Origin of the sequence: Halorussus halophilus (genome assembly GCF_008831545.1) — an archaeon.
GTDB classification, from domain to species: domain Archaea; phylum Halobacteriota; class Halobacteria; order Halobacteriales; family Haladaptataceae; genus Halorussus; species Halorussus halophilus.
Map to the genome: position 1 here is coordinate 267042 of NZ_CP044523.1, position 17075 is coordinate 284116.

The 17075-nt window shown below is 61.6% G+C and carries 16 protein-coding genes and 1 tRNA gene; 8 read left to right on the forward strand and 9 right to left on the reverse strand.

Going from position 1 to position 17075, the window contains the following annotated elements; all coding sequences use genetic code 11:
* Positions 1–58 precede the first annotated feature (58 nt).
* Positions 59–766 carry an enoyl-CoA hydratase/isomerase family protein gene (locus tag F7R90_RS01285; RefSeq protein ID WP_158055478.1) on the forward strand — a complete coding sequence of 236 codons (708 nt, stop codon included), beginning with the start codon at positions 59–61 and terminating at the stop codon, positions 764–766.
* Between the two features lie 12 nt (positions 767–778).
* Here the strand turns inward: F7R90_RS01285 and F7R90_RS01290 are convergent, their stop codons facing one another.
* Positions 779–1576: an NAD+ synthase gene (locus F7R90_RS01290; protein ID WP_158055479.1), complete on the reverse strand. Its 798-nt coding sequence runs from the start codon at positions 1574–1576 to the stop codon at positions 779–781.
* Positions 1577–1830: 254 nt separating this feature from the next.
* Between F7R90_RS01290 and F7R90_RS01295 the strand changes: the two genes are divergently transcribed.
* Positions 1831–1901 (forward strand) — tRNA-Gly (locus tag F7R90_RS01295).
* A gap of 20 nt (positions 1902–1921) precedes the next feature.
* Here F7R90_RS01295 and F7R90_RS01300 read toward each other — a convergent pair.
* Positions 1922–3118: a GAF domain-containing sensor histidine kinase gene (locus F7R90_RS01300; RefSeq protein WP_158055480.1), complete on the reverse strand. Its 1197-nt coding sequence runs from the start codon at positions 3116–3118 to the stop codon at positions 1922–1924.
* A gap of 425 nt (positions 3119–3543) precedes the next feature.
* Here F7R90_RS01300 and F7R90_RS01305 point away from each other — a divergent pair, with 425 nt between their 5' ends.
* On the forward strand, positions 3544–4656 hold the full coding sequence (locus tag F7R90_RS01305; RefSeq protein ID WP_158055481.1) for a lipid II:glycine glycyltransferase FemX: 1113 nt from the start codon (positions 3544–3546) through the stop codon (positions 4654–4656).
* A gap of 9 nt (positions 4657–4665) precedes the next feature.
* Here the strand turns inward: F7R90_RS01305 and F7R90_RS01310 are convergent, their stop codons facing one another.
* On the reverse strand, positions 4666–5445 hold the full coding sequence (locus F7R90_RS01310; protein ID WP_158055482.1) for an Nmad3 family putative nucleotide modification protein: 780 nt from the start codon (positions 5443–5445) through the stop codon (positions 4666–4668).
* 92 nt (positions 5446–5537) lie between these two features.
* Complete coding sequence (locus F7R90_RS01315) at positions 5538–5816, reverse strand: DUF7577 domain-containing protein (protein WP_158055483.1); 279 nt, start codon at positions 5814–5816, stop codon at positions 5538–5540.
* An 82-nt stretch (positions 5817–5898) separates the two neighbouring features.
* Here F7R90_RS01315 and F7R90_RS01320 point away from each other — a divergent pair, with 82 nt between their 5' ends.
* A complete protein-coding gene (locus F7R90_RS01320; protein ID WP_158055484.1) occupies positions 5899–7164 on the forward strand; it encodes an aryl-sulfate sulfotransferase in 1266 nt (421 codons plus the stop codon).
* Positions 7165–7480: 316 nt separating this feature from the next.
* On the opposite strand, the gene F7R90_RS01325 is transcribed toward F7R90_RS01320, so the two are convergent.
* Positions 7481–8575 carry a PQQ-dependent sugar dehydrogenase gene (locus tag F7R90_RS01325; protein WP_158055485.1) on the reverse strand — a complete coding sequence of 365 codons (1095 nt, stop codon included), beginning with the start codon at positions 8573–8575 and terminating at the stop codon, positions 7481–7483.
* 229 nt (positions 8576–8804) lie between these two features.
* Here F7R90_RS01325 and ddh point away from each other — a divergent pair, with 229 nt between their 5' ends.
* The gene (gene ddh / locus F7R90_RS01330) at positions 8805–9740 is read left to right on the forward strand and encodes a D-2-hydroxyacid dehydrogenase (RefSeq protein ID WP_158055486.1); all 936 of its coding nucleotides are present in this window, start codon (positions 8805–8807) and stop codon (positions 9738–9740) included.
* A 127-nt stretch (positions 9741–9867) separates the two neighbouring features.
* On the opposite strand, the gene F7R90_RS01335 is transcribed toward ddh, so the two are convergent.
* From F7R90_RS01335 to F7R90_RS01345, 3 genes are all read right to left on the reverse strand, one after another.
* Positions 9868–11082 carry a M20 family metallopeptidase gene (locus F7R90_RS01335; RefSeq protein ID WP_158055487.1) on the reverse strand — a complete coding sequence of 405 codons (1215 nt, stop codon included), beginning with the start codon at positions 11080–11082 and terminating at the stop codon, positions 9868–9870.
* Positions 11075–12514: an APC family permease gene (locus F7R90_RS01340; RefSeq protein WP_158055488.1), complete on the reverse strand. Its 1440-nt coding sequence runs from the start codon at positions 12512–12514 to the stop codon at positions 11075–11077. Before F7R90_RS01340 ends, F7R90_RS01335 begins: the two co-directional genes overlap by 8 nt.
* Positions 12515–12627: 113 nt before the next feature.
* Positions 12628–13326, reverse strand: a complete 699-nt coding sequence (locus tag F7R90_RS01345) for a helix-turn-helix domain-containing protein (RefSeq protein ID WP_158055489.1) — start codon at positions 13324–13326, stop codon at positions 12628–12630.
* Positions 13327–13426: 100 nt separating this feature from the next.
* On the opposite strand from F7R90_RS01345, the gene F7R90_RS01350 reads away from it, so the two are divergent.
* Positions 13427–14470 carry a DUF1611 domain-containing protein gene (locus F7R90_RS01350; RefSeq protein ID WP_158058807.1) on the forward strand — a complete coding sequence of 348 codons (1044 nt, stop codon included), beginning with the start codon at positions 13427–13429 and terminating at the stop codon, positions 14468–14470.
* A 24-nt stretch (positions 14471–14494) separates the two neighbouring features.
* Here the strand turns inward: F7R90_RS01350 and engB are convergent, their stop codons facing one another.
* A complete protein-coding gene (gene engB / locus F7R90_RS01355) occupies positions 14495–15115 on the reverse strand; it encodes a GTP-binding protein EngB (protein ID WP_158055490.1) in 621 nt (206 codons plus the stop codon).
* A 182-nt stretch (positions 15116–15297) separates the two neighbouring features.
* On the opposite strand from engB, the gene F7R90_RS01360 reads away from it, so the two are divergent.
* Together F7R90_RS01360 and F7R90_RS01365 are read left to right on the forward strand one after the other, a co-directional pair.
* On the forward strand, positions 15298–15558 hold the full coding sequence (locus F7R90_RS01360) for a HalOD1 output domain-containing protein (protein ID WP_158055491.1): 261 nt from the start codon (positions 15298–15300) through the stop codon (positions 15556–15558).
* Between the two features lie 158 nt (positions 15559–15716).
* Complete coding sequence (locus tag F7R90_RS01365) at positions 15717–17042, forward strand: TIGR00341 family protein (RefSeq protein WP_158055492.1); 1326 nt, start codon at positions 15717–15719, stop codon at positions 17040–17042.
* The last annotated feature ends 33 nt before the right edge of the window (positions 17043–17075 follow it).

Below are 17075 nucleotides of genomic sequence, written 5' to 3' on the forward strand. Positions count from 1 at the left end.
TCGAAGCTTATGACGGCACCGCCAAAGACCTTTGGAAACCCGCCTCCGAGGTCCGGGTGTGATAGAAATTGCCGACGAAGCAGGCGTACGCGTCGTCACGCTCGCGCGCCCCGAGCGGCGCAACGCGCTCACGCCGGACGGACTCGACGCCCTCGAATGGGCCGTCACCGACGCCGACCAACCTGTCGTCTACCTCCGCGGCGACGGCCCCGCGTTCTGTGCCGGAGCGGACTTGGACGTGGTCGCGGACCTCGACCAGCACGAAGCCGAATCTTTCGCCGAACACGGCCAGCGAGTCGCAAACGCCGTCGAAGCCACTGACTCGGTCGTCGTTGCCGGAATCGACGGTGCAGCACGGGGTGGCGGCGTCGAACTGGCGTTGGCCTGTGATTTGCGGATAGCGACCGCGGGAGCCACCTTCGCGGAACCCGGGGTCAGCCTCGGCCTGTTCGGCGCGTGGGGTGGCACTGTCAGGTTGCCACGCATAGTCGGCGAGGGCGAAGCCTTGGACCTCGCGCTCTCGGGCCGGACGATAGGTGCCGACGAAGCACTCCGCATGGGACTCGTCTCTCGCGTCGTGGACGAGCCTCGACTCGTGGCAGACGAAATAGCCGGCAACGACGCCGAAACGCTCCGAGCGCTCAAGACGCGGATGCGTGACGACGCCGCGTCGGGAGAACAAGAAACAGCAGAGGCGACCACGTTCGGACGACTCGTCGAGCGCCACGCCGACGCGATTGCGGAACAGCGCGGGAAGGGCGAGTGAGAAACTACCCGTTCAGTGCAACGGTTCTGGTGCGGGCGGCACCGACCGCTTGTGGGCGCTGCGCTCGTACATCTTCCTGACCTGCTCGACCTGCGCTTCGGTGACGCCCTCGACTTCGCGGGCAGTCGCGGCCACCGAGAGCGGGCCATCGACGTGGAGCGCGAGAATGGAGTCGAGGGTGTCGTAGTCCAGTCCCAACTCCTCCTCGTCGGTCTGACCTGCCCACAGACCTGCAGTGGGTTCTTTCTCGACGAGTTCTTTCGGGACACCGACGTGAGCCGCGAGCTGTCGCACTTGCTGTTTGTAGAGGTTGCCGAGTGGGTGGCAATCGACCGCGCCGTCGCCGTACTTCGTGAAGTAGCCGACCAGCGCCTCGCTCCGGTTGCCGGTGCCGACGACCATCGCGTCCTCGTGATTGGCGACGAGATAGTTCAGCACGGCCCGCGAACGCGCACGGACGTTCCCCACGGCGGTCTTGTCGTCCTCGGCCTCGCTGTAGGCATCCAAAAAGCGGTCTACGATGGGATTTATCTCGAACACGTCGTAGGGGATTTCGAGTTCTTGAGCGACCCACTCGGCATCGCTCATGTTGTCGTTCCTGCTCACCGCGCCGGGCATAACCAGCCCGTGGAGGTGCTCTGCTCCGAGTGCTTCTGCCGTGAGATAGGCAGTGAGCGTGCTGTCGATGCCGCCCGAGAGACCGAGGATCGCTCGGTCGGTCCCCGCGGCCTCGGCGGTGTCTTGGATGAATTGAACGACGTGTTCGCGGCGGGCGTCGAGTTCCGATTCCGAGAGTCGCAGGTCTACCATACTCCGCCGTTGGGTCGGTAGTGACTAAAATCGTCCTGTTGGCGCTGATTTCTGGACGAACGGTCAAACGCTACGTTGAAGTGTCGCCGAGTGGAAGCAGTGAGTGGATGACCATGCGTCGGTGCATGGCCCGCGTGAGATTTCTCACGTGATTTCGAACGCAGAGTACCTGCGTCGAAGAACGAAGCGCCGGTGGTGAGCAAATCCGGTGGATTTGCGAGCCTCGGGGCACAAGTGAGCAAAGCGAACGCAGTGCGCCGGTGGTCTAGTGGTAGGACATGAGCTTCCCAAGCTCATAGCCCGGGTTCAACTCCCGGTCGGCGCACCTTCTCCCGAAAACCCTAATCACGCCACCTGCACACCCTCGACTTCGAACCGCGCACCACCCTCATTCCCGTCCACAATCTTCACATCCCACCCGTGAGCGCCCGCAATCTCTTCAACGATACTGAGGCCGAAGCCGGTACTTCCTTCCCCGATAGAATACCCGCCTTCGAACACGCTCTCGCGTTCGTCTTTCGGAATTCCGGGGCCGTCGTCTTCGACGTAGAACCCACTGTCGAGCATTCCGATTCGGACCGTCGGAGTGGTCCCTGCGTAGTCGAAGGAGTTCCGGAAGAGGTTCTCGAAGAGTTGCTGGAGGAGTCCGTGGTCGCCAACTATCGGCCGTAGATTCTCACCGACCTTCAGCGATGCGTCGTCGCTCTCGACGGTATCCCACGCACTGTCAGCGACCGTCTTGAGGTGGAGTCGCGTCCGGTCGATGTCTTGCTGACCGATATTGGCCAGCGTCAGTACGTCGCCGATTATCTGTTCCATTCGGCTCAATGCGGTGCTTACTTCCTCTAAGTTCTTCGTTACGTCGTCGTCTTCCAACTGCCCACGTGCGAGTTCCAACTGTACGGCGGCGATGTTGAGCGGATTGCGCAGGTCGTGGGCGACGACCTTGGCGAAGTCTTCGAGAACCTCGCGCTGACGGGCTAACTCGTCGGCCTGATTTTTGCGCTCCTGCTCGTAACTGACCCACTTACCCATCAGTTCGACGAGGGTCACTTCCCACTCCGAAAACGACTCAGTGCGAGCAGTGCGGTCGTAGAAGCAGAACGTCCCGTACGTCTCTCCCTCGACTACGACAGGCGTTCCGATGTAGCACTCGATGCCTTGGTCGGTGAATCCGGTGCGGTCGGTCAACTCTGGCGCCTCGGCTTCGATGTCAGAGAGGACCAGCGTCTGTTCGGTGTCGATAGCTCGCTCGCAGTTCGTCTCCCCTAACGGAACGACGTCGCCCGGTTGGGTTTGGCCCTCAGGGTCGTGGACGATTTCGAAGATGTAGTTGTCGCCGTCTACGTACGACAGTGCGCCGTACTCGGTGTCGAGTGTCTCGCGGCCGAGCTCGAGCAGTCGCTCGACTTTCTCCTCGAACTCCCTGTCCTTGTCGGCGATGACGTGGTACATCTTCCGGAGAACGGTCTCGCGTCCGTCGGCGTCCGATTCGAGTTCCCGTCGTTCGACGGAGTAGCCACAATTGTCGTCCGAAGTCATATCTTACGTTTGTTGCTGTGGGTCGCGCCGTGACCGTCGTCATTGGCACCACGTGTCCTGCCGCTTGCCCACCTGGGGTTGCAGTGGTGGGAACCGAGACGACGACCGATCTGGTACACTATAGCAGGTTTACACGCTGAAGTTATAAAACCAGTTGCCACCTCGTGATTTTCTCGACGAATTGGTTTTGAAATTCTACCACTTGTGCGAATAGAATTTTCGAATCTACTTTATTGACGAGTTCGCTTCTCCAACCTGACGTGGAATATGTACGAATCCGGTCAGAGAAGGAGGTTTGCATTTTCGATTACTGTCTACCTGTCGTGACATTAGACGCGTATAATCATCCATACCAGAGGACAGCGGGCCAATAACAAAGTCGCCGTTGGCGGTTTGTAGTCAGTTGTGACACTGGAGTGTCTTCGATGAGCGTAGAAATAACGACGAAGGGAATTCTCGTTCGAGAGGCAGACGACGCGGACCGCGAGCGATGGAACCAGTACGTTGAGCGTTCGACTACGAGTACGCCGTTCCATCGGTTGGAGTGTCTCCGACTGTTGGAAGAGTGGTCTACGATGACTCTCCACCTACTCGTCGGCTACAAAGGCGACCAACCTATCGGCTTGTTTCCGGTATTCGAAACATCGAGAGGGCCGCTAACGCTCGTCTTCTCCCCGCCTCCGTCGTTCCGAGTTCGGTACCTCGGTCCGATTCTGCTCGATACAGACCGTCTGAGTCAACAGCGACTGGAAAAACGACAGTTACGGTTCGTCGATGCCGTTTCCGAATGGATCGAGACTACGTGCCAGCCCTCCTACGTGAGAATTCGGACGACCGATAGAAACTCGGACCCGAGACCGTTCGCTTGGAACAACTTCGGAGTCACGCCCCGCTGTTCGTACGTCGTAGACCTCACGCCCGATGAGAACGAGTTGCTGGACAGTTTCAGTAGTGACGCGCGCAACCACATCCGTACGAGCGACGAATCGGACTACTCGATACGCGAGGGGAGCCGTGACGACGTTCGGCGACTGATGAAACTCACGGAGGAGCGCCACGCGGAAAAGGGCGTCCAATTTCCGCTCGAAATTGAGTTCGTGGTCGCACTGTACGATGCACTCCCTGCAGGTTACATCCGTCCGTACGTCTGTCTCGTCGGCGGTGAACCAGTTGGCGGTACTCTCACAATCGAGGACGGAGATACGTGCTATGCGTGGCAAGGAGGGGTCAAGCCACGAACGACGATACTTCCCGTCAACGACCTCGTAGACTGGCACATCATGCGCGAGATGAAGGCCCGAGGGCTCACCCGCTACGACTTCATGGGTGCGAACGAACGCGGGCTCGTGGACTATAAAGCGAAGTTTGCCCCGGAACTGACTACGTACTACCATTGTACCCGAACGACACCCACAGCGGGGGCAGTAGAAAAGATCTATCGGCAAGTCAAAGAGTACAGTTCATTGTCGCTAGTTAGGTCTCGACGAAATGTCCGAGCGACGGATTTTGCGAGCTACGTCGCAAGTAAACTCCGATAGTTTACAGTTTTAGGCGTCGGTACGTGTTCGCTCGACGACTTCGCGGACGTTCTTCGACCCGTCGCTTCCGGCCACTTCCAGCACGGCCGCCGTCGCCTCCGAGTCGAACTTCATCGGCCGCCGCCACCACGGCCCTTTCCCCGAATCGCTCGACAGTTCAGTGACCACCTCGTTCGCGGTCGAACCCTGTTCTGGGCTACTCAACGGCACCGCCGTCTCGTACAACTTCGATTCTTCATCCTCGCCCACCAGCATGACCGCCGCGTCGAACTCCTCGCGCTTGACGTGGGCGTTGTTTGCGAAGACTGCCTGCTCTCGTTCTGGTAGTTCCGAGAATGCCGCTCCGTCGATGGGGTCATCTGCCAACCGAAACTGACCGATGACGTAGGTCCCCCACTCGGGTGTTATCCACGATTCGCGTCTCTCTGGCTCTGGCTCTGGCTCTGCATCTTCGTGCGTCGTCAGCGTCGCGTAGAAGAAGACGTAGTCGCCAGCTGTCAGTTCCAACAGCGGGCGCGCCTTCACGCCGTGCGGGTCGCCGTAGGTGTAGCGTTCGCATTCGGGGTACTCCGCGAACTCGGGGTCGAGGTGAACCGGCAGTTCGTCTTTTCTCTCCGGTAACTCCGTCTCCAACGCCAAGTCCGCGTAGGTCGGAACCGAGACGCTCTCGCTCGTCTCCTCGTCCTCCGGAATCGGCACGTACTCGAACGTTCCGTCGGGATATATCGGGCCACGGACGCCGGGGACGTTGGTGTTCGCTCCGACGTTGATGGCGACGGCACGGGGCATACACACTGCTCGGGAGTCTACCGAGAAAGGTCTTTCATCGTACAGTCGCGCTCGTGGCACTTCCTTGCCGTGCAATTGTCGAGCAGTCGCCGCTACCGAGCAGTCATCGCTTCCGCACAGTTCCAGCAGTACGTGTAGCCGGTCTCGTTCTCTTCGTCGCAGCGCGGACAGACTATCGTCTCCGGGTTGGTACTGGCCGAACGGTCTTCTAACTCGAAGTCGTTCAAGTCGTCCATCGCAGAGAGGTCGCTCGACGGGGGCGTCGAACGGAACAACGCTCTGTCGTCGTCGCTCCGCAAGTATCGATAGAGCAACAACTGAAGCAAGGAGAACGCCAAGACGTAGAGGACGATGAGTCCCCAGACGCTCATGGAGTGACATATGTTCTCATGGTACTTGGTTCTTCGGTCGGAGACCGCCAACGATTAGCCACCGCGGTTGCGAGTCAACAGTATGAAGCGACGGAGTAGGATGCGGTATCTCGCGTGGGCCGTACTGCTATTGGGGCTCGCGCTCGCCGGACAGGCGGTGACCGCCGACCAAGGCGTCTCAGCCAAGTCGGTCGATAACGGCAGCTACGAGGGCCACACGCTCATCAGCGTCCAGAGCTACGGGCTCGACGGCCGACTCGTCGAAGTGGACGAGAACAACGAAGTCGTCTGGGAGTACGCCCCCGAGAACTCCCGGGTGTTCGACGCCGAGCAACTGGAGAACGGTAACTATCTCGTGGCGGTGACGACGAAACTGAAGCCGAAAAACTGCCCCCAAGAACAGTTGCAGGTAGCGAAGGGGCAGTGTATCGAGGCCAAAGTCATCGAGATGAACCCCGACACGTTCGAGGTCGTCTGGCAGTATTCCTGGCACGACGAGTACATCACCCACCACGAGGTTCACGACGTGGACCGACTGGACAACGGCAACACCGCCATCGTGGACATGGGCAACGACCGAGCGTTCGTCGTCAACCAGAGCGGCAACATCACGTGGGAGTGGCACGCCGAGAACCACGTCGGCAACGGCACGGAGTTCCGCGAAAAGTACGGCGGGCCGAAGAACCCCGGCGGCGAGAAAGACTGGACCCACATGAACGACATCGACAAGCTCGACAACGGGAACTTCCAGCTCTCGCTCCGGAACTTCGACACCGTCATCGAGGTTGACCCGGAAACGAAGAACATCACTAACGTCGTCGGCGAACCCGGCAACCACAGTATCCTCCACCGCCAGCACAACCCCTACAAACTCCGCGGCGGCACGGTGTTGGTCGCCGACAGCGAGAACGACCGCGTGGTCGAACTGAACGCGACGACCAACGAAATCGTCTGGGAATACGGCGGTAAGAGCCTGCTCCACTGGCCGCGAGACGCCGACCGACTGCCGAACGGCAACACACTCATCGTGGACACCTTCAACAACCGCGTGGTGGAAATCAACCCCGCGGGCGAAGTCGTCTGGAAGTACGAAGGCGTCATGATGCCCTACACCGCAGACCGACTGTCGGTCCCGGAGGAGGACCACGAGACGGTTCCCGGTTCGGAACTCCAGAGCCAAGAGAGCGACACTGGCACGGTCGAAAGCTCGCTCAAGCAAGCTGAAGCGTACGCCTCGTTCGTCTTTCCCGGGTGGGTCCGACTGCCGGAACTGCTGACGATGCTGGGGATGCTCGTCGGCGTGTTCGCGCTAGTCGGCGACGGCGCGGTGGCACTGCTCAGGGACTGACTACGCTCGATTCTCTCTCCCTCTTTTCTACACTCGATTAGACCCCACCAACCACCCGTATCGCCCGACTAACCATCCACCTTGTTTCGCCTGACTGTCTTTTCCCACTGCTTCGACTGGCTGACCTTGTGCGGTTGACCAGCGTGCTGTACCGCGAGCGAGGCGAGATTCCTCTGGAATCTCGCCGAGCAAGCGCGTCCGAGGAACCGTCAGAAGAGCGCGCTTCGCGCGCTCTGTAGGCGGTGACGACGTGATTTTCATCGACGTTTTTATCGAGCGTGCGCCCCCGGGGCACGCTCGCAATAAAAAGGTCGGTTTACTTGGGCTGAATCCGCAGGACGCGGTCGTCTTGGGGTGCGGGCGACCCGCGGCCGTCCTGATTGCTGGTCGTGACGTAGAGGTGGCCGTCCGGGCCGGTGAACGCGGTTCGAAGCCGACCGTACTCGCCGTCCAGCAACGGTTGCTGTTCGACGACGTTGCGATTGTCGTCGATTCGAACGCGTCGGAGATGCGTTCCGGCGAGCGTGCCGAAGAAGAAGTCGCCCTGCCAGTCCGAAATCGGCCCGTCGTAGAACGTCGCACTCCCCGGCGCTATGGTCGGCGTGTAACTCGTGACGGGGTCGGTGAATCGCTCTTTCTCGCTCGCACCTTTCACCTTGGGCCACCCGTAGTTGTTCCCGGCCTCCAAGACGTTGATTTCGTCGTGGGTGTCCGGGCCGTGTTCGGTGGCGAACAGGGTGCCGTCGCGCCACGCCAACCCCTGCGGGTTGCGATGGCCGTAGGTGAACACCCGCGAGTCGAAGGGGTTGTCCGGATGCGGCTCCCCGTCAGGGGTGACTCGCAGGACCTTCCCCGCCAGCGACTCTTTGTCCTGTGCCAGACTCCCCTGACTCGCATCTCCGGTCGTGACGAACAGCGCGCCGTCGGGACCGAACGCGATGCGGCCGCCGTCGTGAATCGACGCCCCGGGAATGTCGTCGAGAATTACGCTCTCGCGGGCGAATTCTTCGCTCACCCGGTGACGAACGACGCGATTGGCGAGGCCGTTGTCGCCCTCGTACGTCTGGTAGGTGTACGCCAAGTCCGAGTCGTCGGGATGGAACGCGAGGCCGAGCAGGCCGCCCTCGCCTCGCGGTGCGATACTCTCGGTGAGGTCGGCGACCATCTCCTTGCGGTTGGTCTCGCGTTCGACGCGTTGCACTCGGCCGGGTCGCTCGGTGACGTACAGGTCGTCCTCGGGCCCGAACGCCAGGCCCCACGGCACCTCTAACTCCATCGTCACCGTCTCGATGCGGAAGCCAACGCCCTTCGTCGTCGTCTCCGTGGCGGTGCCGGGGTCGCTTCTGGCGGGCCGGAGACAGCCCGCGCCGAGGAGGGAGGCCAGCGACCCCAGATACGCACGCCGTTGCATGGACGATGACAACGACGTGCCAACTCAAAAGTAGCGTGGTTCCGCTCGTGAGTGTGCAAGAGTTAAACGTCCGCCACGCTTACGCCCGGCCGGTGGCAGTGACGAAAGTTACCCCCTCTGAGCCCCTTGTGACGAGGACTTTCTACTGAGCCACCTTTCGAATTCGCCGAGTGCCACGCTTCTAGCCGCTGTCCGAACATTCAACCCACTAGCCGCGCATACCCCGCTCATGCAACTGCAAACGATAGGGCTTCACGACTCGCTCGGAGTCGTCTTCCCGCCGGAGAAACTCCGCGAAGCACTCGCCGACCTCGACGCCGAGGTCCGCATCGTCGGCGACGACCCCAACAAACTCACCGACTGCGACGCTCTCGTCACGTTCGCTCACCGCGAGGAATTTCTCGACGCGGACCTCGATTGGATTCACTCGATTCAGGCGGGCTACGACCGCTTCCCGCTCGACGCCTTCGAAGAAGCGAACGTCACACTCACCAACAGCAGCGGCATCCACCGCACCAGCGTCGGCGAATTTGGCGTCGGTCTCATGCTGATGCTCGCACGCCGACTCCACGCCTACTCGCGTCAGCAGACCAGAAACGAGTGGCGACGCCCCGAGTGGGACGAAGGGTTCACGCTCGCCGGAGAATCGCTCTGCGTGGTCGGTCTCGGCACCCTCGGCTACGGCATCGCCGAGCGCGCAGACGCCCTCGGCATGACCGTCACGGGCGTTCGACGCTCCGGCGAGTCACGTCCGGGCGTCGAGGAAGTGTACACCCCCGACGAACTCCACGAAGCAATCTCTGACGCCACCTTTGTCGCGCTCGCGGTGCCGCTGACCGAGGAGACAGAAGGGATGATGAGCGACGCGGAGTTCGCTGCCATGCGCGAGGACGCGTACTTCCTCAACGTCGCTCGCGGAGCCTGCGTGGACCAGTCGGCACTCGTTGCCGCGCTCGAAGCGGGCGAAATCGCGGGTGCGGGACTCGACGTGTTTGAGGAGGAACCGCTTCCGGAGTCCTCGCCGCTGTGGGAGATGGACGAGGTAATCGTCACACCCCACGCGGCGGCCGCGGAGCGCGATTACTACCGGCACATCGAGGAGTTGGTTCGGGAGAACGTCGAGCGGATTCGGACGGACGGAGAACTGACGAACCGCGTGATTTAGAACCACCTTTTACTGCGCTCTCTGGTAAAAGCTGGACCAAAAACACGGCGTTCCTCCCTACGGTCGTCACTTGGCCCGCTCGCTCTGCTCGCGGCACAGCGAATTTCGACGACCGCAACCGTATCGCTTACCCCAACAAGTCCGCCGCCGCTTCCGTCACGATTTCGGTCACCTCGACCACTTCGTCGGTGTAGACGAACTCGCCCGCGCCGTGGATGTTCTCGCCGTCCGGGCCGATAATTACTGTCGGCAACCCTGCGCGGTCGCCGAGATAGTTGAAGTCGCCGACGCTGGCGAAGTAGCCGAGTGCAGGTTCGACGCCCGCGACTGAGCGGGTCGCTTGCTGTAGTGCCCCCACGAGTTCGTGGTCCTCGTCGGTGACGTAGGGACCGTACTTGATGCCGGGGTCCGGAGCCTCCCGGAAGTTGATTTCGACCTCGCTATCGAGATTCAGGTCAGCGACTACCTGTTCGGCGTCGGCACGCACGTCTGCTTCTGTCTCCCCGAGGACGACGTGGCGGTCCACCATCAGGCGGGCGCGCTCTGGCACCGAGAGCGTCTGACTCCCGCTGTCGAGCATGAGCGGGCAAATCGAGCCGTCGCCCAACTTCTCGTGGCTCCCGACTTCGATTTCCGTGAGTGCCTCTGCGAGTCGTCCGGCGTCCACGAGCGCGCTGGTGCCCTTGTGCGGTTGTGACCCGTGAGCGGCCTTCCCCTTGACCGTGAAGTCGTACAGATACCGGCCGCGTGCCCCGAGCAGGAGCGCAGGATTCTCGATGTCCTCTTGAGCGAGAATCGGCCCCGGTTCGGTGACGATTGCCATGTCGCAGTCGTCGGTCAGGCCGTCCCGAATCAATCGGTCGGTGCCGAGGCCGTAGGGGCCCTCTTCATCGACTACGGCAGTGAGGAGCACGTCACCAGCCAGTTCCTGCTCCGACTCGGCGAGCGTCTTGAACGCCATCATCACGGCCGCCAAGCCGCCCTTCATGTCGCAGGAGCCTTGCCCGTACAGTTTACCGTCTTCGATGCGACCCGAGCAAGGATCTTCCTCCCAGTCTTCGACCAGTTTCACCGTGTCCATGTGGGCGTTCAGCAGTAACGTCGGCGCTTCCGGGTCGGTCCCCTCCAACCGTGCGATTACGTTGTCGCCCTCGTACTCCGTAATCTCTGGCTCGCTGACGTGGTGGTACTCCGGTTCTAAGTCGTAATTATCGAGCCAATCGTAGACGAACTCCGCGAGGTCGTGTTCCTCGAAGTACGGACTCGGGATGCGGACCATCTCTCCCAAGAGGTCGATGGTCTCCTCGGCGTCTACGTCAAACTGACGCTCCTCGTCAGTCATCGCTCACACCCCCCATCGCGGGGTCTTCGTCGGCGCTCACCCCGCCAGTAGTTCGGTTCTGGTCGCGCTCCTCGGAGGAGACACCCGGGAGGGTGTCGAGAATCGCTTCCACGTCGGTGTCGCGCTGCTTGCCGAGGTACCAGTAGATGCCGAAGACGACCAGTCCCACTGCGAGCCACGGAACGTAAATCGTGAGAGACCCCTTGTATGCCTCCGTGAGCAGGCCGACGGCACCAAGAACGCCGACGATTCCCGTAATCGGGGTCAGCCAGCCGAAGTCGAAGCCTGCCTGTTCGACGAGGTCAGGTCGGGAGAGCCGAGCGTACAGCAGAGTACCGGAGACCGACGCGTAGGCGATGAGGTAGCTGAACGTGGCGATGGCGAGCGCCTGATTCAGTCCCGAACTCCAGAATGTGAGTCCGGCGGCGACGACGTACAGCGTCGCAAGCGACCAGTGAGGCGTGCCGAAGCGGTCGCTCACTTCCGAGAACTTCTGGGGGAACACTTCGTCCCACGACCACGAGTAGGGCATCTTGATTCCGGCGGCCATGACTGCGTGGACGCTCGACGCGGTTGCGAGCATGCCACCGAACGCGACGACGCTGATTCCAGCGTCACCCAAGAACGCCTGCGCGGCCGTTGCGAGCGGCCGGGCCGAGTCCGCCAGCACCGTGTAGTCGGCGACGACGCCGTAGATAACCGCGGCGGTCCAGACGTAGAGGACGATGAGGACCAAGGTACCGCCCGCCATCGCCAGCGGCAGGTTCCGCTCGGGGTTCTTCACTTCCGCGCCCATCTGCCCGGCGACGGCGATGCCGATGTAGGCGTAGAACAGCGGGACGGCGGCCCCGACGAACCCATCGAACCCGCCCGTGAAGAACGGCTGGTAGTTCGCCGGGTCTACGTTGAAACTCCCGGGAATGACGAGGACGAGAATCGAGAGGATGAGGAAGCCGAAGATGGCGTTCTGCGAGAGACTGTACCCCTTCGTGCCGACGAGGTTGACCAGAAAGAGGACGGTCAGCAAGGCGAACCCCGCGATTGTCGCGTCCACCGAGGGGTAGAACACTTGGAGATAACTGCCGAAGCCGATGGCCAGCACGGCGTCTGCGGCCATGTAGCCGAGCCACTTCGACCACGTGACGAGAAAGCCCGGCAGGCGACTGTCGAACGTCCGGGAGACGTAGGCGTACGACCCCGCGGCGGCCGGGAAGATGGTCGCCATCCAACTGTAGTTGATGGCGATGCTCATAGCCAGTATTCCCGACAGAATCACTACGAGGATGACGCTCGGACCGGTGGTCGCGCTTGCGGTCCCCAAGGTCACGAACAGACCTGCTCCGAGTGTTCCTGCGACGACGGTACTCATCGCACCGAGTGCGCCCATGTCACGCGAAAGACTGCGGTCGTCCTTCGACTGTGTGGATGACATGCATTGTCATAGGGGTGAGGGAGGGTATCAACCCCGTCCCTAGAATGAGAGGCGGATAGCCGAAACGGGGTTTTCGACCGGTTCTCGGCCGAGAAAAATAGAGTTCAGCGGTCTTACGATCCGCCGAGTAACTTCACTTCCGCTTTCCGGAGATGTTCGAGAAGCGTCGCTTTCGAGATGCCGACTTCGTCGGCGAGTTCGGCCGCCGACACCTCGCGGGGCCACGTGTAGTAGCCGTTCTGGCGCGCGAGTTCGAACACCTCCCGCTGTCTGGTCGAGAGGTCGTCGTCGTTGAAGATGCCGCTGCCCGCCGCGGGCGCGGTCAGTAGGTCTACGTCGATTTCGGCGTTCATCTCCTCGCGGATTTCGTCGAGTCGCTCGAACGCCGCCTCGCGGTCTTCGTCCACGATGACCGTCCAGTATTCGCGGCCGCCGTGCATTCTAACCGGTTCGTCGGGGATGAACCCCCGCGAGACGAGCGCGTCGTTGATGCTGTTTTTCAACTCGTACTTGACGACGATGCCCCGATTCGCACTCCCGGGAACCACTGCGTCGGCGTCGGTGACGTGTGGACTGTCGGTCTCCCAGACAGACCGAGTCAGGTTCGACTCCCGGATTGCCGCCACGAGTCGGTCTACCGCCTCGACGGTGTCGCCGTAGGCGGTGAATCGACCCGTCGCCAACCCCTCGATGGTGTGGACGCCGTGGCCGAGCAGGCCTCCTGCCGTGCGTTCTGTCACCTCCAGCGTCCAGCAGTTCGGATGCCAGATGTCGAGTGTCAGGCGTAACCCCCGTTCGTCACTGTGTGACATACCCTTCGACTAAACCGATGGACGCTCACAGTAAATAACTGTCTCTCTCCCTCTCATAGTTGGGAGGGTAGCTATGCGCTTGCGGTCACCTTCACCAGAAGTGAACCTCCACGACGCGTTCGACGCGCCAGCGCCCGCCGTCGTCCTCGCCGAAGGGAAGTTCGGCACTCCCGAGGGGAAGACGGCCAACGGCGTAGTGATGCACAGCGAACTGTTCGACTCGCAAGCAGTCGTCGATTCGACCGCCGCCGGGCAGTCTGCGAGCGACGTTCTGAACCGCGACGACGTACCGGACGTACCGGTCGTTGCCTCGGTCGAAGACGCGCTCGAAGCCGCACCCAACGCAGAAGCGCTCGTCATCGGTGTCGCGCCCGCGGGCGGCAAACTTCCCGAGGAGTGGGTCGAAGACATCAAAGAAGCCATGCGTGCAGGCTGTGACGTGGTGTCTGGTCTCCACACGTTCCTCTCGGCCGACTGCCAGTGGGCAGACATCGCCGACGAGTTCGGCGTCCAACTGTTCGACGTGCGAAAGCCGCCCGAAGGAGACGACGTGCGCGTGGGGGACGGCCGAGTTGACGACGTAGACGCCGACGTGATTCTCACGCTCGGGACCGACTGTGCGGTCGGCAAGCGAACGACTGCCTTCGAACTGTACCGTGCGGCACGCGACGCAGGACTGGACGCCGGATGGGTGGCGACCGGTCAGACTGGTCTCATGGTCGGCGCGCACCGGGGCGTCGTCATCGACCGCGTTCCGGCGGACTTCACAGCAGGCGTCGTCGAAGACCTCGTCTGCGACGTGGCGGCGGACCACGATTTCGTCGTCGTGGAAGGCCAAGCCGCACTGACTCACCGGGCGTACTCGGGCGTGACGCTCTCGCTTCTCCACGGGGCGAATCCCGACGCAGTGGTGCTCGTGGACGACCCCAATCGGACTGGTCGGGCGGACTTCGAACGGTTCTCTGTGGCAGGGGTCGAGGCAGAAATCGAAGCTATCGGGGCACTCTCGGACGCGACTGTCGCCGCACTCTCGACGTGGGGCGACGGCGAGACGGAAGCGGAGAAACACGGGCTTCCGGCGGCGAACGTCTACGACGAAGACGGGCCGTCAGAGTTGTTAGAAGCAGTCCGAGAGTCGCTGTAGGGCTCGGTTCGGAACTCGTTGTAATCAGGAGAAGAACTTCAGCAAATCGTCGCGCTTCTGCTCGTGTAGTTTCTCTTTGACCGCTTCGTTCAGCGGGTCGATACTGCCGCGCTTCGCGGAGATGGGCGCGATGGTGTCTTGCCACTGCTTCCACGGCGGATGCAGACCCAGTCTGTCACAGAGGTCGCTCAGGCGCTCGTCCTCGTCGTCTACCTTGTCCATCTTGTTGACCGCGACGACTGTGGGAATGCCGACGTCCCGCAGGAAGTAGAACATCTCCACGTCGTAGGGGACCTCGTCCTCGCCGGAGTGGCGGTCGATGATGTCCACGACGCTCTTGCCGTCCACGACGAGGATGCCGACCAGAATCTTGTCGGCGTTGTCCTCGACGTAGCGCACGATGTTTGTCTTGATTTGCTCGCGGCGGTCCTCGGAGACGCCGGACATAAAGCCGAATCCCGGCAGGTCGGTCAGCATGAAGTCGTCGCTGGCCCAGTCGTAGTGGTTGGGCGAGCGCGTGACGCCAGGCTTGCCACCGGTGTCGAACTTGTGGCCGGTGAGTTCTCGCATGAGCGTCGATTTCCCGACGTTCGACCGGCCGACGAAGACGACCTCCGAACCGATATTCGGGCGATTTTCGAACATGGTCTGATTTGGCTTCGAGAGGGTTTAATCGGTGTGATTTGGAAATGCAGGTTTCGAGGGGTCTCGGTTCATCCAGCGCGTGACTTTCGCACCGACTGGTGTCGGCCACGAGTATTTTATAGTATAGGGGACATCGACCAATACTCTTTTCACCGTTCCTCCATTGGAGTACGTGAGAAGTCATGAAGGTCAGTTCCGAAACCGAGGCCGTTCGAGCGAAGGCGAGCGTCGTCGTCCTCGAAGCACTGGAGGAATTCGAAGGGTTCAGCTTTCCCCTAGGTTCGACACTCTACGACTTCGTCGATACGGACGCCCTCGATGCGCTGTTCGACTCCGACCGAGAGGCGAACACGACTATCCAACTCGATATTCAGGAAGTGACGGTGACAGTCCGGGAATCTGCCGACAAGATTTCTGTCCGGGTCACCGACGAAGAAGAGTAACTACTCCTTCTGGACGCAGTTTCCGGTACTCTGAGACGCACGTTTCTGCGCCGTATCCAAAGAAACCGCACGACATCCCCGACAACGAAAACAACCCACTAAACCCACTCACGCTATTGCCGCCCCATTTATAGTCAGTCGCCACACCAGTTGCGGGTATGCGGTTCGTGCAGGTCTCGATACCGGCGGGCAAGCGAGAAGCGGTTGCCGACGTCCTCGACTCCGAGGGCGTCGATTACATGATGACTGACGAGACCAGTGGTCGGGAGTACACCGCCATCGCGTACTTCCCCCTTCCGACGAACGCCGTCCAGCCAATTCTGGACAAACTGGACGACGCGGGCGTCGGCGACGAGACCCATGCCATCATCATCGACGCCGAGACCGACACTTCACGGAAGTTCGAAGAACTGGAGAAACGCTACGCCGAAGAGAACGGCGATACCGAGCGCATCGCCCGCGAGGAAATTCGGACCAGAGCACGCGAGATGTCGCCCGAACTGCCGACGTTCGTGGCGATGACCATCATCAGCGCAGTCGTGGCCACGGCGGGTCTTCTCCTCGACTCACCGGCCGTGGTCGTCGGGTCCATGGTCATCGCGCCGCTCATCGGTCCAGCCATGGGTGCGAGCGTCGGGACCGTGCTGGGAGACCGCGACCTCTTTCGAGAGGGCGTCAAACTCCAGATTATCGGCGGCCTCACCGCCGTCGGGAGCGCCACGCTGTTCGCGTTGGGGGTGCGATACGGCTATCTCGTCCCGCCGGGGATGAACGTCACCGAAATTTCCCAAGTCAGTGGCCGACTCTCGCCGGACTTCCTCTCGCTCGTCGTCGCCCTCGGTGCGGGTGCGGCCGGAATCTTGAGTCTCGCGTCCGGCGTTTCGGTCGCGCTCGTGGGCGTCATGATTGCGGCGGCGCTCGTCCCACCCGCCGCGGCCGTCGGCATCGCTATCGCGTGGGGGGAACCCCTCGCAGCGTTTAGCTCGGCGGTCCTCGTGCTGGTGAACCTGCTCTCCATCAACCTCGCGGGCCTTCTAGTCCTCTGGTATCTCGGCTACCGACCGAAGACGTGGTTCGACTTGAAGGAGACCCGCTCGCTGTTGTACAAGCGTGTGGGCGTCTTGCTCGTCGCCCTCGCGGTGCTGTCGGTATTCCTCGGCGGCGTGACCTACACGACGATTCAGTCGGCCGGATTCCAGAATCAAGCGCAGGAGGACATCCGGACGACGGTCGAGGGAACTGGGAACGCGTCGCTGCTCGACACCCAGTTCGAAACAGGCGGAACGTTACCGTTCACGCGACCGGAGAGAGTCGTCGTCACGGTCGGCCACCCACCGGGCGAGAGCTATCCGGGGTTGGCCGAGCGAATCAGCGAGCGCGTCAACGACGCGAACGGGCGTCGCGTGGAGGTGCAAGTTCGATACGTAGAGTACGAGCGGATACCGGGCGAAGACGAGAGTAGTCCGTGGCCCGATTGGCTCTGAAACGCAGATTACTCCGCCGCCATGAGTAAAGCC

Bases quoted from the DNA above. Each gene is read 5' to 3' on its own strand.
- F7R90_RS01305 (WP_158055481.1), top strand. From the start codon at position 3,544: ATGAGCGTAGAAATAACGACGAAGGGAATTCTCGTTCGAGAGGCAGAC.
- F7R90_RS01300 (WP_158055480.1), bottom strand. From the start codon at position 3,118: ATGACTTCGGACGACAATTGTGGCTACTCCGTCGAACGACGGGAACTC.
- F7R90_RS01335 (WP_158055487.1), bottom strand. From the start codon at position 11,082: ATGACTGACGAGGAGCGTCAGTTTGACGTAGACGCCGAGGAGACCATC.
- engB (WP_158055490.1), bottom strand. From the start codon at position 15,115: ATGTTCGAAAATCGCCCGAATATCGGTTCGGAGGTCGTCTTCGTCGGC.
- F7R90_RS01310 (WP_158055482.1), bottom strand. From the start codon at position 5,445: ATGCCCCGTGCCGTCGCCATCAACGTCGGAGCGAACACCAACGTCCCC.
- F7R90_RS01365 (WP_158055492.1), top strand. From the start codon at position 15,717: ATGCGGTTCGTGCAGGTCTCGATACCGGCGGGCAAGCGAGAAGCGGTT.
- ddh (WP_158055486.1), top strand. From the start codon at position 8,805: ATGCAACTGCAAACGATAGGGCTTCACGACTCGCTCGGAGTCGTCTTC.
- F7R90_RS01360 (WP_158055491.1), top strand. From the start codon at position 15,298: ATGAAGGTCAGTTCCGAAACCGAGGCCGTTCGAGCGAAGGCGAGCGTC.
- F7R90_RS01320 (WP_158055484.1), top strand. From the start codon at position 5,899: ATGAAGCGACGGAGTAGGATGCGGTATCTCGCGTGGGCCGTACTGCTA.
- F7R90_RS01345 (WP_158055489.1), bottom strand. From the start codon at position 13,326: ATGTCACACAGTGACGAACGGGGGTTACGCCTGACACTCGACATCTGG.
- F7R90_RS01315 (WP_158055483.1), bottom strand. From the start codon at position 5,816: ATGAGCGTCTGGGGACTCATCGTCCTCTACGTCTTGGCGTTCTCCTTG.
- F7R90_RS01340 (WP_158055488.1), bottom strand. From the start codon at position 12,514: ATGTCATCCACACAGTCGAAGGACGACCGCAGTCTTTCGCGTGACATG.
- F7R90_RS01290 (WP_158055479.1), bottom strand. From the start codon at position 1,576: ATGGTAGACCTGCGACTCTCGGAATCGGAACTCGACGCCCGCCGCGAA.
- F7R90_RS01325 (WP_158055485.1), bottom strand. From the start codon at position 8,575: ATGCAACGGCGTGCGTATCTGGGGTCGCTGGCCTCCCTCCTCGGCGCG.